Here is a 15,900-nt window from a genome sequence, read left to right as displayed (position 1 = left end):
AATGATCCGTGAGGCTTAACCTTACAACACCGAAGGTGTTTTAGAGACGAAGATATTTTCAGCGAAGTTCCGAGATTGGTTCTGATGGCGACACGAGAGTGAAGCGGTTGGAATGAAACGAATTTGCCTGGCGGCAATAGCGCGGTGGTCCCACCTGACCCCATGCCGAACTCAGAAGTGAAACGCCGTAGCGCCGATGGTAGTGTGGGGTCTCCCCATGCGAGAGTAGGACACTGCCAGGCATCAAATAAAACAACAAGCCTCATGCGAAAGCATGGGGCTTTTTGTTTTGTCTGTTATCTGGCGTTCTGCACGAGCATGGGCATGCGAAAGGCCCGTCGGGAACGGGCCTTAACGCCGCTCGCGGCGGCCCCGGAGGGGAGAGTCTCAGGATGAGACGAATTGTGTAGGACACTGCCAGGCATCAAACCAAGCCGAAAGCCCTGAACTGACGTTCAGGGCTTTTTGCTATGCGTAAAACGTAAAAAAGCGCAGCTACACTGCGCTGTTTCTCCGACAAAACAGCCAGAGAAAAGGCCCCGAAGGGCCTTTGATTAGGGTGTGTTTGCTTTTTTCACTTATTATTCGGTCAATGCGAGCTGCCCTGAGAGATGCCCAACCCGGTTTGCGAACGGACAAACTGAGCCCGGAAGCGTTCCCGCTCTTGCTGCCCGGCCAGCGAGCTGTCGGTGATCGAGAATAGCCAGGTACCGACAAAGGCGACAATCATCGAGAACAGCGCCGGATATTCATAAGGGTAAATCGGTTTTTCATGGCCGAGGATCTGCACCCAGATCGTCGGGCCGAGGATCATCAGAATCACCGCCGTCAACAGGCCCAGCCAGCCGCCAATCATCGCGCCGCGAGTGGTCAAACGCGACCAGTACATCGACAGGATGATGATAGGGAAGTTACAGCTGGCGGCGATGGAGAACGCCAACCCGACCATAAAGGCGATGTTCTGCTTCTCGAACAAAATCCCCAGGGCAATGGCGACAATGCCTAGCACCACAACGGTGATCTTGGATACTCTCAGTTCGTCGCGCTCGGTTGCCTTGCCGTTTTTCATCACGCTGGCGTACAGATCGTGAGAAACGGCCGAGGCGCCGGCCAGCGTCAGGCCTGCAACGACCGCCAGAATGGTGGCGAAGGCCACCGCCGAGATAAAGCCGAGGAAGAAGTTGCCGCCAACGGCATTGGCCAGGTGGACCGCCGCCATGTTGGTGCCGCCCAGCAGCGCGCCGGTGGCGTCTTTGAAGGCCGGATTGGCGCTGACCAACAAGATGGCGCCGAAGCCGATGATAAAGGTCAGGATATAGAAGTAACCGATAAAACCGGTGGCGTAGAACACGCTCTTGCGCGCTTCTTTGGCGTCACTCACGGTGAAGAAGCGCATCAGGATGTGCGGCAGACCGGCGGTGCCGAACATCAGCGCCAGGCCGAGCGACAGCGCGGAAATCGGATCGGACACCAGGCCGCCTGGGCTCATGATGGCGATGCCTTTCGGATGCACCTTCACCGCTTCGGCGAACAGGGTGTTGAAGTCGAAGTTAACCGACTTCATCACCATCAGCGCCATAAAGCTGGCGCCGGACAGCAGCAGCACCGCCTTGATGATTTGCACCCAGGTGGTGGCCAGCATGCCGCCGAACAGCACGTACAGCACCATCAGGATACCGACCAGGATCACCGCCACGTGGTAGTTGAGCCCGAACAGCAGCTGGATCAGCTTGCCGGCGCCGACCATCTGCGCGATCAGATACAGCGCCACCACCACCAACGAGCCGCAGGCCGACAGGGTGCGGATCGGTTTCTGTTTTAGGCGGTAAGAGGCGACATCGGCAAAGGTATAGCGGCCGAGGTTGCGCAGGCGCTCCGCGATCAGGAACAGAATGATCGGCCAGCCGATGAGGAAGCCGATGGAGTAGATCAGGCCGTCATAGCCCGAGGTGTAGACCAGGGCGGAGATGCCGAGAAACGAGGCGGCAGACATGAAGTCGCCGGCGATCGCCAACCCGTTTTGCAGGCCGGTGATGCGCCCGCCCGCGGTGTAGTAATCCTGACGGGAACGGGTGCGTTTGGACGCCCAATAGGTGATGTAGAGCGTGGCGCCGACAAACAGGATAAACATCACGATCGCCTGGATGTTCAGCGGCTGACGATGCACTTCGCCGCCGATGGCTTCGGCACAGGCCAGACCGGGAAGCAACAGCAGCGCGGTGGCAGAGAATAAGCGCTTCATTGTTTCACCTCACGCAGAATTTCTGCGGTGAGGCGATCGAACTCGCCGTTGGCGCGAAACACGTAGATCCCGGTCAAGACGAAAGAGATCACGATCAGCCCGACGCCGACCGGGATCCCGCGGGTGATGGTCGATCCGGCGGCGATCGGCGTGCCGAGCCATTGCGGATCGAAGGCGATCAACAGAATAAAGCCGACGTACAGCGCCAGCGTAATCAGCGAAAGCAGCCAGGCGAACCGGCCGCGTTTTCTCACCAGCTCTTTAAAGCGCGGGTTTTCTTCAATCCCTTGATAAATGGTGTCATTCATCAGAGTGTCTCCAGTCGGTATTGAGAGATTACGCCGCGCCAGGGCCGCTCAACGGCGCGTTATCCGAATGAACGGCCTGAAGCGGCGTAAATTATGACGGCACTTTCATTGATTGTTTTTCTTCCAACAGCTTGTCGACTACGGCCGGATCCGCCAGCGTGGAGGTGTCCCCGAGGTTGCTGGTGTCGCCGGCGGCAATTTTGCGCAGGATACGCCGCATGATCTTGCCGGAGCGCGTCTTGGGCAGCGAATCTGTCCAGTGCAGCACGTCCGGCGTGGCGATCGGCCCTATCTCTTTGCGCACCCAGTTGCGCACTTCGGTATAGAGCTCCGGCGTCGGTTCTTCGCCGTGGTTCAGCGTGATGTAGGCGTAGATCGCCTGGCCTTTGATGTTATGAGGAATGCCGACCACCGCCGCTTCGGCGATTTTCGGGTGCGATACCAGCGCAGACTCGATCTCGGCGGTGCCCAGACGGTGGCCGGAGACGTTCAGCACGTCGTCGACGCGGCCGGTGATCCAGTAGTAACCGTCCTCGTCGCGACGGGCGCCGTCACCGCTGAAGTACATGCCTTTGAAGGTCGAGAAGTAGGTTTGCTCGAAGCGGTCATGATCGCCGAACAGGGTGCGTGCCTGGCCCGGCCAGGAGTCGACGATCACCAGGTTGCCTTCGCAGGCGCCTTCCTGCGGCGTGCCGACGTTATCGACCAGCGCCGGCTGTACGCCGAAGAACGGCCGCGTGGCGGAACCGGCCTTCAGCTCGGTGGCGCCCGGCAGCGGGGTAATCATGAAGCCGCCGGTTTCGGTTTGCCACCAGGTGTCGACGATCGGGCACTTTGCGTTGCCTATCTTGTTGTAGTACCACTCCCAGGCTTCCGGGTTGATCGGCTCGCCGACCGAGCCCATGATGCGCAGCGAATCGCGTCGGGTGCCTTCGATCGCCTTGTCGCCTTCGGCCATCAGGGCGCGAATGGCGGTTGGCGCGGTATACAGAATGTTGACCTGGTGCTTGTCGATCACCTGCGACAGGCGATTGACGCCCGGATAGTTAGGCACGCCTTCGAACATCAGCGTGGTGGCGCCGCAGGCCAGCGGGCCGTACAGCAGATAGCTGTGGCCGGTAACCCAGCCCACGTCGGCGGTGCACCAGTAAATGTCGCCGTCGTGGTAGTCAAACACATATTTAAAGGTCATCGCGGCGTACACCAGGTAGCCGCCAGTGGTGTGCAGCACGCCTTTCGGTTTGCCGGTCGAGCCTGAGGTGTACAGGATAAACAGCGGATCTTCGGCGTTCACTTCTTCCGGCGGGCAGTCGGCGGAGACGCCCTGGATCAGCTCATGCCACCACAGATCGCGCCCTTCCTGCCAGTAGCCCGGCTTCCCGGTGCGTTGGAACACCACCACGTTGGCGATGCTGACCACGCTGGGATTTTTCAGCGCATCATCGACGTTCTTTTTCAGCGGCACGGCGCGGCCGGCGCGCAGGCCTTCATCGGCGGTGATCACCAGCTTGGCGTTGGAGTCGATAATGCGCCCGGCGACCGCTTCCGGCGAGAAGCCGCCGAAGATCACCGAATGAACGGCGCCGATGCGCGCACAGGCCAGCATCGCGACCGCCGCTTCCGGCACCATCGGCATATAGATAGCCACCACGTCGCCCTTTTTCACGCCGAGCTTTTTCAGCACGTTGGCGAACTGGCAGACGTCATGGTGCAACTGTTTGTAAGTCACTTTTTTGGATTGGGTCGGGTCATCGCCTTCCCAGATAATAGCGGTTTGGTCGCCGCGCTCGGCCAAATGGCGATCCAGACAGTTGGCCGCCAGGTTCAACGTGCCGTCTTCAAACCAGCGAATGCTGACGTGGCCCGGATCGAACGAGGTATTTTTAACTTTGGTATAGGGTTTGATCCAATCCAGGATTTTGCCATGCTCACCCCAGAAAGCCTCTGGGTCTTGAACCGACTGTTGATAATACTCTTGGTATTGTGCCGGATTAATCAGGGCGCGTTCTGCAATTGCAGAAGGAATAGCGTGTTTATGCAGTTGGCTCATAGCTTTTCTCCTTGAAGTTGTTAATGATATGTCAACTGAAGGTTAAGTATAGTTTGCTACGATTCTTTGTTTCTTTTTTGCGCGGCAGATCACGCAACAAAGATATTGATTTGTAATCGTTCTGTCGCATTTGCAGGGCATATCTATCTCTTTGGTGCTTAAATCCCCATAAACCCGCATTTTTAACCAAAAACACTTATATAAAGAACAAAAAAGAATAAACAAAGACGGGGGGAACTGCCTCGATATTAATAGATACGCGCAGGGTCATAATTATTTCTCGCTATAAATCTTTTTGGATTATTTTTCGCTATTAATATTCGAAGTTGGTATTAACACCATATAACGATGGACGACACATCGTGAAATAACGTTTTATTAACCTTAATTCCTGATGAAAGGTCGGATGATACCTTATGGCATTCGCTCTGCAATATCGTTCGTTTTTTAATCTGAATATAAAGTGGCGCTGCATTTATGGCCGAAAGTGTCACTCGGTCAATTCTCATTTGTTTGACTTTTAAGCAACAAAATACAAACATTTTATGCGGATTAAATATGCAGAATGGGTGAAAAATAACGCACTTTAATGGCGTTCAAAAAATCGTCGCCGGCGTGCTTGTGTGCTTCATTGTATGAAAAATTATGTTTTTAATAACAAGCAATTATGCCGTTTGAAATAGTAACGCGAAATTTTTGTTATTCGATTCAGCGCTCAACCCTGACAAATCAAGGCTTGCAGAGCATGCCGCCCGGATGATACAGATTTATACTGCGTCGCACCCAGGGCAGGTGAACGCTTCCATTGAATTAACATAAGCCTGTAATAAATGATTAAGTATTCTTTTCGCCGTGTTGCGACTTTGTACGGCGAAAAGGGTCTTTGAGGACTTTTTGGGTATGAAAAGTGTAAAAATTAGCCTGGCTTGGCAAATCCTGATCGCGTTGGTACTGGGTATTATTGTTGGCGCGGTATTGCACAACCAGACCGAATCTCGTGAGTGGCTGGTGAGTAATATTCTCAGCCCGGCGGGCGATATCTTTATTCGTCTGATCAAGATGATTGTGGTGCCGATCGTTATTTCCACGCTGATCGTCGGTATTGCCGGCGTGGGCGATGCGAAAAAGCTGGGCCGCATCGGATTGAAAACCATTATTTACTTCGAAGTGATCACCACCGTCGCCATCGTGGTGGGGTTGACGTTGGCCAACGTATTCCAACCCGGCCACGGCATCGATATGTCGACGCTGACCACGGTGGACATTTCGCAGTATGAGAAAACCACCGAACAGGTGCAAAGCGGTTCGCACAGCCTGGTGGCGACCATTCTGTCGCTGATCCCGTCGAACGTCTTCTCGTCGATGGCCAAGGGCGACATGTTGCCGATTATCTTCTTCTCGGTGCTGTTCGGTCTGGGGCTGTCGTCGTTGCCGAAAGAGACCAAAGAACCGCTGCTGAAGGTGTTCAAGGCGGTGTCCGAAAGCATGTTCAAAGTCACCCACATGATCATGCGCTATGCGCCGATCGGGGTGTTTGGCCTGATTGCGGTCACGGTAGCCAACTTCGGTTTCGCTTCGCTACTGCCGCTGGCCAAGCTGGTGGTGCTGGTGTACTTCGCCATCGCGTTCTTCGCCCTGGTGGTGCTGGGGGCGGTCGCCCGGCTGTGCAACCTGCGCATCTGGACGCTGATCCGCATCCTGAAAGACGAACTGATCCTGGCTTATTCCACCGCCAGCTCGGAAACGGTGCTGCCGCGCATCATCGAAAAGATGGAGGCTTACGGCGCGCCCAAGTCGATCACCAGCTTCGTGGTGCCGACCGGCTACTCCTTTAACCTGGATGGCTCGACGCTGTACCAGAGCATCGCCGCCATCTTTATCGCCCAGCTGTACGGCATCGAGCTGTCGTTGGGGCAGGAGATCGTGCTGGTGCTGACGCTGATGGTCACCTCGAAAGGGATTGCCGGCGTGCCGGGCGTCTCGTTCGTGGTGCTGCTGGCCACGCTGGGCAGCGTCGGCATTCCGCTGGAAGGCCTGGCGTTCATCGCCGGCGTGGACCGTATCCTGGATATGGCGCGCACCGCGCTGAACGTCGTGGGTAACGCGTTGGCGGTATTGGTGATCGCCAAATGGGAGCACCAGTTCGATCGCAAGAAGGCGCTGGCCTACGAAACGGAGTTTCTGGCGCAGAAGGTGAAGCCGGCCAATCAGGCCTAATCGCCGAGTCTCGCCGATGTTAAAAACGCCCCGGGCAGTTGTGCCGGGGCGTTTTGTTTTTATGGCCCTTCAATCTGCCGCTTTCTTTTCTTTGTCCTATTGCGCGACTTGCATCCCCGCTTAACAGAATCTAAAGTGTTACCAAATTAATAGAAATGATAATAGATGTTATTATCATTTTCATTTGATGATGTATGGAGACACGCAAAAGCCGTTGAACGGCGGGGTTACGCCCGTTCGGCGTCTTTATTCGGGCTTATCAAAGGTAGGTAACATGTCGGACACCGCTTTGGCCTCTGAATGGTTGCCGCTGGCGCCAGCGCAGCTTGATTTCTGGGAAGAACACACCTTGCACCCCGGGCAGACCCTGTCCACCGTCGCACACTGCACCGAACTGTGCGGCGCAGTAGAGGAAGAGACGCTCTGCCGGGCGATCGCCACTACCCTCGCCGAGACGCAGGCGTTTGCCCTGCGCTTTGGTGAGCGGCGTGGCGACGCTCCTCCGCCGTTACGGCACGATCCACAACGCATACCGCCATTACAACGCATCGATCTGCAAACGCACGGCGATCCCTGGCAGGCGGCGCAAAGCCTGATGCGCGAAGATATCGCGCAGCGCCGGGCGCTGCACAGCGAGCCGCTAGCCGCCGCCTGGCTGCTCAAGCTGGGGCCGGAGCGCTACCTCTGGTACGTGCGTGCGCACCATATTCTGGTTGATGGCTTCGGCATGGCCTTGATTGAACACCGCTGCGCCGCGTTGTATGCGCACTATCTGGGTGAAGGCAGCGCGGGTATTCCCTTAGGCGCCTTTGACGCCTTTCAACAGGCCGAGCTGGCCTACGCTGATTCTGAGCGATGCGAGCGCGATCGGCGCTTTTGGCAGAGCTATCTGCCGCCGTCGCAGGCGCTGCCGACGGTGCGCAAGGGCGGTGAGGCCTATGGCGTGCGGCGTCTAAGCACCCACCACCGGCTGCCGGCGGCGGTATCGCAACGGCTGGCACAGCTGGCGGAACGCAGCGGCATCAATTGGCCCGACTTGCTGGTGGCGCTGTCGGCGGCCTGGCTGTTTCAGGTGATGCCGCGCGACACCCGACAAGGCGATACGCTGCCGATGTGGATGCCGGCGATGAATCGCCGCGGGCAGGCTGCCACCAACGTGCCTTCGCTGGCGGTCAACACGCTGCCGCTGCTGGTATCGCCACCCCCGTCGGCGACGCTGGGAGATTTTCTGATGACGATGGCGCAGCAACTGCGGGAGCTGCGCAGCCACGCCGGCTACCGCCTGCGTCAACTGGCCGCCGATCGCGGCGTGGAGCCAGACTCGCGCTTCTTTATTTCTCCTTTCATCAACGTGCAACCCTTCGATGCGCCCCGGTTTACCGGCTGCAGCGGCACCCGCCGCGTATTGGCCGGCGGTTCGGGCGACGGTTTTAATCTGACTTATCGCGGCCGCACCGACGCCCGCGATCTGCAGGTCGATATCGATATTTATCTGGAACAGTTCCCGACGGAGGATGTGCTGGACTATGGCGAGGCGCTGCAAGAGTTTCTGTTGCGCGCGCTGCAGCGGGAAGCCTGGGAACAACCGCTGGCGGCTCTGACGGCGTTGCCTGCCTGATAAAGTGCGGGCGGGGAATGTCCCCGCCCGAGTTTTATGGCATCAGTTGGCCAGCAATGCCGCCACTTCGCGCGCGTTCTTGCATGGCAGGAGCGAACTGCTTACCAGCCGGGTGCCGAAAGCGTCATTGAGGCGCTCCGCCACCTGTTTGATATGCGGCAACTTCAGCCCCATGGTGATAAACGCCGTCTCTTCCCCCCATTCCGGGCGTGGCGTTACGCCGATCGCCTGCCAGTAAATAGTCAGGATCTCTGCGCTGCGCGCCAAAGGCGCGTTCGGCGGCGGCGCCGCACAGGCGTTCAGCGCCGGCGCGGTTTGCTGGTGGCTCAGATCGGCGCGGATGCGATGGCGGTCGGTTTTGCCGTTGGCGGACAGCGGCAGCGCCTCGGCATGGATAAAGCGCGTGGGAATATGGGTGCAGGGCAGATAGCCGGTGGCGAAGGCGCGGATCTCGGACAGCGGCAGCGGTTTACCGTCGCGGGTCAGATACAGGGCGCCGAGCGCCGCTTCGTTGTTCTCTCCGCTGGGATAGTCCACCACCACCATATCCAGGATCGCCGGATGGCGGCGCAGCACATCTTCGATTTCCGGCAACGAGACGCGCACGCCGCGGATCTTCACATAGCCGTTCACCCGGGTGGCGAACATGATGTTGCCGTCCGCACGGTAGTAGCCCTGATCGCCGGTGCGGAAAGCGCGCAGCGGTTGCCCGTCCGGCCCTTCGAGGGTGACGAAGTCATGCTGCTTCAGCTCCCCCTGCTCCAGATAGCCCAACGCCAGGTTGACCCCGGCGGTATGAATGCGGCCGACCACGCCGGCCGGGCAGTGGCTGCCGTCGTCATGGCAGATGAAGTAGCGGTTGGCCGGCAGCGGGCGGCCGTAAGGCACGGTGCCGCTCTCCTGCGGGGCGATCGGGTGCCAGATGCTCCAGATGGTGGTTTCGGTCGGCCCGCCGAGCGAGAACAGCGCGAGATCCGGGCGCAGGGTGCGCAGGGTTTGCACCGTCGCCGGCTTGATGTAGTCGCCGCCTTGCGCCACCAGGCGCAGCGAACGCAGGCTGTCGGCCGTTTTGCAGGTGAGCAGCATCTCCAGAATGGCGGGCACCGAACACCACAGGGTGACCCGGTGCTTTTCCACCAGCTGGTTCCAGCTGATGGCGTCCTTTTCCTGATGCGGCGCCGGCAGTACCAGCGTGGTGCCGGCGCACAGCGAACCGAACAGATCGAACATCGACATGTCATGGTGCGGCGGCGTGACGGAAATGAAGACGTCGTCGGCAGTGACCGCCCAGCGTTGCTGAGTCTGGTGGACGACGTTGGCGGTGGCGCGGTTGTTGAGCACCACGCATTTGGGTTTACCGGTGGTGCCGGAGGTATACAGGTAGTAGCTCGCGGCCTGGCTGGTGCTGCGTTCCGCCAACGTCTGTGCATCCGGCAGCGCAGGCGCGCGATCCGTCGGCGCCAGCAGGGCCGCCGGCGTTACGCCGATCGGCGTCTCCAGATCGCCGCCGTGCACCACCAGCGTCGGCCGGCAGTTCTCCAGCAGGTAGGCGGTGCGTTCCGGCGGCGAGTTGATATCGACAGGCACCCAGATCACGCCCTGCAGGGCGCAGGCGAGGCTGAAGATGATCTGTTCCGGGCTGCGCGGTAGATACAGCGCCACCACGTTGCCCGGCTGCACGCCGCGGCTCTGCAGGTTGGCGATCGCCGTGGCGATCCGCTGGCCCAGTTCGCGGTAGGTCAGCGTCTGTTCGCCGCAGATCAGCGCGTTGCCGCCGTTTTGTACGCCAAACAGCCGCTCGGCCAGCTGCGCCAAATAAGGATAAGGTGCGTAATTCGCTTCGCTGTCGTTGTGGCGGTAATGCGTCAGATCGATGAAGTCCCGCGGCGCGATCGCCAGGTCGGCCCGTTGGCAGCTGTGCAGGATGCGTCGCTGCAGTGCCGCCAGCATGGCTTCTACCTGCTCGCCGTGCAGCGCCTGCTCGGCGTAGTCCACGCACAGCTGCAGGTTTTTTTCGCTGTCCAGCGTCAGGCGAATGTCGATGGCGACCTGCGGCGTTTGGGTCAGGCCGTCGTGGAAGCGCACCGGCGCCTCGGCCGGCAGCGTTTCCCAGCCCAGGCAGTTGGTCAGGATCACCGGCAGCGCCGGGCCGCCCTGGCTTTGGCCGAGCAACTGCCGCGCCAGATCGACGCCGGAAAACGTCAGGTGGTCGAGCGCGCCGAGCACGTCGTCCTGTAAGGCTTGCGCGCGTTGGATAAAGTCTTCGCCGTGGCGGGAATAGCGCACCGCCACGAAGCTGGAGGCGTTGCCCAGAGCGCCGTCGGCGGCGGGGAACGCTACCGGCACGCCGACGCACAGCTCGCCGTCGGTGGTCCAGTGGGCCAGCGTATCGAGGATCAGCGCCGACAGCAGGCTGTTGCGCAGCAGCGCATGCGGCGATCCCAGACGGCCAAGCTGTTTTATCGTATCGCGCGGCAGCGTCAGGCTGGCGCGGCGATAGCGCGATGAGGTGAGATTGGCGAGCGGGGCGCGCCACGGCAACGCCGACGGCGTGGTGACATCCTGCAGCTTTTCGCGCCAGTAGGCGGCGTCGGCCTGGCGCTGCGCCGCCGATGCGGTGGGGAGCGGCAGCGCGGCGGTGGTCGGCGTCAGAGGGCGATCGTCGAACAGGCGTGCGATCACGGTGGAGATCCCTTGGCCGTCGAGGATCAAGGCATCGAAACTGGTAAAGATCAGCGTATCGTACGGCGATCCCGTCGGATCCTGCTGTTCGGCAAGTTGGATCACGGCGATGCGCCACAGCGGTTGGCTCGGATCGTGGCGCTGGTGGGAGTAACGCTCGCGCAGTTGTTCGACCTGGCGCTGCGCCGCTTCGCCATCAAGGGCGCGCAGATCGTGACGATCCAGATGCAGTGTCACCTCCGGGCGTACGTGCTGCGTGCCGCGCTGCACATCGATGCAGGTGCGCAACGCCGGGTAGTGCTTTACCAGCTCGGTCAGGCGCGCTTCAAAGCGCGGCATATCCGGCTGCCGGGCGCGGTATTCGCGAAAGTCGTGCATCGCCACGCCGCCGAGCGGCCATCGATCGCTGCGGCCCAGAAGATAGGCCTGCTGCAGTGCGGTTAATGCTGTCTCCATGGTACTTCCCTATAGTCGCTAACCGATTAAAACGAGCCGGGCGCCGCGCGCCCGGAAACCGATCTCAGTGCTGCGGCGCCAGCGCGGCGAGCAGCGTTTTCGCATGCCGTCCTGCCTCGGGCGAGCGTTGGCAGATCAGCGCCGCCAGCGCCGCAGGGGAGGAATGCGCCGCCAGATCCTGCGCCGTCAGCGCCGCCGCCAGATACTTGTTGAGCACCGTCAGCAGCGCGTTCACCCCGGCATCCGGCAAGGCCAACCGGCGGATATCGTCGTGGTCGCGCAAGCCGGCCCCGGGGGCCACCCGCGCCAGCAGCCGATGCAGCACCTGGCGCACCGGTGCCTGCTGCGCCAGCGCGTCGGGTGTGCATTGCGCCAACAGCTGCGACAGCGGGCGATCGAACGCCTCCGTTTGCCGCGCGGCCAAGTGCAGCAGCGCCCGGTAACAGGCCAGCAGGCGTGGCAGCACCTGCTCGGGGAACGCATCCAGCCGCACGTCCCAGTTGATCAGAATGCCGTCGTCGACGTGGGCGACCTGCGCATCCAGCGCCACCTGCGGCCCCTGAGAGATGACCCAGCCGAGATGGCCGAAGGTGTCGGTGACCCGTTCGGAAAACAGCGTCTTGCCGCGGATGCCAAAACCGGCGGTAAACACCACCGGCGAAGGCTGCAGGCTGCCGTGCAGGCGCGACAGATCGCGCATCACGCTGACGCCGGGGTAATCCGCATGCTCGATCAGCTCCGCCAGCTGTGCCATCAGGCGCCGGCAGAAAGCGCTCAGATTTTCCGTCGGGTTCAGCTCCACGCCTAGCAGCACCAGGTTAGAGAAATCGCCGATGAGGCGATGCGCGTCCTCCCGTTCGCTCTCGCGGTGGAACAGCGGCACGTTGAGCCGAAAGCGCGTCATGTTCCAACCCTGGCCGACGGCCAGCGCGAACAGCGCTAAAAACAGCGTCGAGAGCGAGGTGTGATGCCGTTTGGCGGCGCTCTCCAGCGCGCGGCTTTCTTCCGCATTCAGCTGTACGGCCAGGCGATCGCTGCGGCAGCGGTCCGGCGTGCGCAGCAGGTGCGGCGCCGGCGGCACCTGCGCCAGGCGCTCACGCCACCAACGCTGGCCGCGTTCGCGCCGCTGGCGCAGCGCCTCGTCGGCGTCGCGCCGTTCGAGGTGGTCGAAGTAGGCCGGCGGCACGTCATGGGGGGGCGCCGGCGGGCACTGGTAATAAAACGCCGTCAGATCTTCCATCAACAGGCGAAAGCTCATGGCATCGCCGGCGATCATATCGAGATCGACATGCAGGCGGCTGCGCCCTTCCGGCAACAGGCTCAGGCTGATATCGCAGGGCACGCCCTGCTCCAGCGGCAGCAGTTGGGTGCTTTTCGCCTGGCGTTTGGCGGCGAGCGCGGCCGCCAGCGTCGCTTCATCGGCATGTTGCCAGTCGTCGATATGCAAGGTGTGCCGGGGGCCGGGAGGCGCGATCGTCTGCCGGCCATCATCGGTAATGCGCAGGCGCAACAGCGGATGATGCAGGTACAGCGCATCAACGGCCTGGCGTAGTCGGACGAGATCCAGCTCGCCGCCGTCGAATTCCGCATACAGGTGGGCGGCCATGCCGCCGAGGGGAGGAGCGGACTGTCGGCCTACCCAATAGGCGGCCTGCATCGTGGTCAAAGCTTTCATCGGGTATCCATTTTGATTCAGCCAACGAGACTGCAAGAATATATCCAAATGTTAATAGGAATGAAAATTATTATTATTTAATCCATTTGGCGCGAAGGTGCTATTTATAAGGGGTTTTAGCGATGCCGGGCAGGTAGGGCTTTGGAGGTGAATAATTTATCTATATTATTCTTAGCATTGAAATGATTGCTTGTTATTGCAGCGCTTGTTTTACCTGCAAAAATATAAGGCTTTCTGGCTGTTTCCGTGCTCGGCTCCTCATCTTTGTTGATAATGATTTGCATTAGAAAATGCAAAATATTATCATTCTTAACACTCTTTTACGTTTTTATACAAGCTGCCGGCCGCTTCGCCGGCGGCTTGGCCGTGGACGGGGCCGCGCTCGTTTGGCCGCGAAAAACATGGGTTTGCCGCAGGGATAAGCAACAGCAAGGCCGGGAAGGCCGCAGCGTCATGGTCTGTGTGAGTGTCGATGTAGGTTGTGTAAAAAAAATCAAATTTTGTGCACCTCTGGGATGAAAGGAGAAGACATCTATGGGCAAGCATTTTGCGGCTCAACGGCATGAAAGCGTAGGAAACGGGGAAAAAGCGGGGATGAAAGCCATTGGGGCGTTTTCCTCCGTATTTTTAGGGGTTTGTTCACTGGCGATCGGTAACGTCAACGCGGCGGAAACGAAGAGCAACGAAACCTACCAGGACGCGGAAACGCTGCTGGTTACCGGTGAGAAGGTCAAACGTTCTATTTTCGACACCAGTTCCAGCGTGCAGATGTTCGACAGCAACCGCATCGCATCGATGCCCGACGCAGTGCAGATCCCCGATCTGCTGCGCATGACCCCCAACGTGGTGGATCTGGGCATCGGCAACGAACTTCCGACCGTGCGCGGTATCGACGGTTCCGGTCCGAACGTCGGCGCCAACGCCTTCCTCAGCGGCACCCGCCCGCGCCTCAACCTGTCGTTGGACGGCCGTTCGCTGACCTATAACGAACAGGCGTTCGGCCCGCAGTCGCTGTGGGATCTGGATCGCGTTGAAGTGTTCCTCGGCCCGCAAAGCTACATTCAGGGGCGCAACGCCATCGCCGGCGCCATCGTCATGGCCAGTAAAGATCCGACCTTCGAGTGGGAAAGCGCCTTCAAGGGCGGCGCCGGCAACCAACACTCTTCGCAACTGGCCGCCATGGCGTCCGGCCCGTTGGTGGAAGATCAGCTGGCGTTCCGCGTGAGCGTCGATCGCCAGCGCCGCCGCAGCGAGGCCGATCTGCCGGCCTATGCGCCGGTGGGCGATCCGCGAGAAGTGGAAGCCACCACCGCCCGCGCCAAGCTGTTGTTCAATCCGGCCGGCTTGCGCGATCTGACTACCAAACTGACCTTTAACCATTTCGGCAGCACCGCACCACAGAACGAAAGCCTCAACCCGCAGCCGCACCCAACCAATCCGCGCCACGATCCGCGCCGCGCCGTGTTCAAAAGCAACATGAACAGCACCATCTGGGATCTGGCCTGGGAGGCCTCCGATGCGCTGACGTTGGAAAACCGCGTTATCTATACCGATTTCAACATCAACCGTCCTACCGCTTACAACATCCAATACGCCGAGATTGACGGCCAGGAAGTTCACGTAGAGCCGGTGGTGCGCTTCGGCGGCGCGGACAGTCGCCTGCACGGGCTGGCTGGGCTGCGTTACTTCCACGGTACGCAGGATGAGTTCGTCAACATCTTCGGCGGATCGACCTTCAAGGATAAAACCGATACCCATTCGGCGTTCGCTGAGCTGACCTATGCGCTGACGCCGCAGGTGGACGTGACCGCCGCCAGCCGTCTGGAACGCGAACACCGCCGCCGCGACGGCGGCAGTCAGGCGGTGCGTATCGACTTCGATGAAACCTACACCGTGTTCCTGCCGAAGCTGGACGTGGCCTGGAAACCGACGGATACCCAAACCTACGGCGCCAAGATCGCGCGCGGCTATAACGCCGGCGGCGGCGGCATCACGATCGGCACGCCGGTGGTCAGCTATACCTACGGTTCCGAGTATGTCTGGAACTATGAGCTGTACACCCGCCATCACCTGAAAGACGCCAACGTGGTGCTGACGGGTAACATCTTCTACAACGATTACAAAGACATGCAGCTGCCGTACTCGTTGGGTGAGAACTCCAGCGTGATCCGCAACGCCGACAAGGTGGAAACCTACGGCGCGGAAATCGGCGCCACCTGGCAGCCGCGTTGGGACTTTGAACTGTTCGGCAACCTCGGCCTGCTGAAAACCGACATCAAGAAATTCTCGGGCAGCGGCGTGGAAGGGCATGAGCTGGCGCGCGCACCGGCTTACACCGCCAATATGGGCGCCAAATATCAGTTCCTGAAAGGGTGGGAGCTGAGCAGCAACGTGGCGTTTTCGGACTCCTATTACTCGGCGTATGACAACGATTCGCGCGGGCGTATCGGCTCCTATTGGACGGCCAACGCCCAGCTGGCTTACACCTTCGACTACGGCCGCGCCACGCTGTATGCGAAAAACCTTTTTGATTCCGACCGCCGCGAGATGGTCAGAAGTAATGACATCTACACGGCGACCCTGCAGCGAGGCCGCCTGGTCGGCGCGGCGGTTGAGCTGAATTTCTAACGCTATCGCGATGACGGGGGACGA

The 15,900-nt window shown here is 59.9% G+C and carries 8 protein-coding genes and 1 rRNA gene; 4 read left to right on the top strand and 5 right to left on the bottom strand.

What is annotated here, in order from left to right; genetic code table 11:
• Positions 1–126: 126 nt before the first annotated feature.
• Positions 127–242: ribosomal RNA gene (gene rrf, locus ACJ8HB_RS12640) — 5S ribosomal RNA — on the top strand.
• 347 nt (positions 243–589) lie between these two features.
• Here rrf and actP read toward each other — a convergent pair.
• The 3 genes from actP to acs all read right to left on the bottom strand — a co-directional run bounded on the left by actP (position 590) and on the right by acs (position 4,600).
• Positions 590–2,242 (bottom strand): cation/acetate symporter ActP, encoded by a 1,653-nt coding sequence (actP, locus tag ACJ8HB_RS12635; RefSeq protein ID WP_033649946.1) that lies wholly within the window; start codon positions 2,240–2,242, stop codon positions 590–592.
• Positions 2,239–2,550, bottom strand: a complete 312-nt coding sequence (locus ACJ8HB_RS12630; RefSeq protein ID WP_004930047.1) for a DUF485 domain-containing protein — start codon at positions 2,548–2,550, stop codon at positions 2,239–2,241. Before ACJ8HB_RS12630 ends, actP begins: the two co-directional genes overlap by 4 nt.
• A 91-nt stretch (positions 2,551–2,641) precedes the next feature.
• The gene (gene acs, locus ACJ8HB_RS12625; protein ID WP_047569721.1) at positions 2,642–4,600 is read right to left on the bottom strand and encodes an acetate--CoA ligase; all 1,959 of its coding nucleotides are present in this window, start codon (positions 4,598–4,600) and stop codon (positions 2,642–2,644) included.
• Positions 4,601–5,500: 900 nt separating this feature from the next.
• Here acs and gltP point away from each other — a divergent pair.
• Together gltP and ACJ8HB_RS12615 are read left to right on the top strand one after the other, a co-directional pair.
• Positions 5,501–6,817: a glutamate/aspartate:proton symporter GltP gene (gltP, locus tag ACJ8HB_RS12620; RefSeq protein ID WP_015376334.1), complete on the top strand. Its 1,317-nt coding sequence runs from the start codon at positions 5,501–5,503 to the stop codon at positions 6,815–6,817.
• Positions 6,818–7,091: 274 nt separating this feature from the next.
• Entirely contained in the window at positions 7,092–8,435 is a 1,344-nt protein-coding gene (locus tag ACJ8HB_RS12615; RefSeq protein ID WP_047569719.1) for a condensation domain-containing protein, read from the top strand.
• A 42-nt stretch (positions 8,436–8,477) separates the two neighbouring features.
• On the opposite strand, the gene ACJ8HB_RS12610 is transcribed toward ACJ8HB_RS12615, so the two are convergent.
• Both ACJ8HB_RS12610 and ACJ8HB_RS12605 read right to left on the bottom strand, forming a co-directional pair.
• Positions 8,478–11,573 (bottom strand): amino acid adenylation domain-containing protein, encoded by a 3,096-nt coding sequence (locus ACJ8HB_RS12610; RefSeq protein ID WP_047569717.1) that lies wholly within the window; start codon positions 11,571–11,573, stop codon positions 8,478–8,480.
• Between the two features lie 64 nt (positions 11,574–11,637).
• Positions 11,638–13,248, bottom strand: a complete 1,611-nt coding sequence (locus tag ACJ8HB_RS12605) for a condensation domain-containing protein (RefSeq protein ID WP_047569715.1) — start codon at positions 13,246–13,248, stop codon at positions 11,638–11,640.
• Positions 13,249–13,782: 534 nt separating this feature from the next.
• Between ACJ8HB_RS12605 and ACJ8HB_RS12600 the strand changes: the two genes are divergently transcribed.
• Positions 13,783–15,876 (top strand): TonB-dependent receptor, encoded by a 2,094-nt coding sequence (locus tag ACJ8HB_RS12600; protein ID WP_442520178.1) that lies wholly within the window; start codon positions 13,783–13,785, stop codon positions 15,874–15,876.
• The last annotated feature ends 24 nt before the right edge of the window (positions 15,877–15,900 follow it).

The sequence above is a fragment of the Serratia sp. CY27727 genome (assembly GCF_052169275.1).
Lineage (GTDB): Bacteria > Pseudomonadota > Gammaproteobacteria > Enterobacterales > Enterobacteriaceae > Serratia > Serratia sarumanii.
This window is presented reverse-complemented; position numbering and strand designations above follow the sequence as displayed.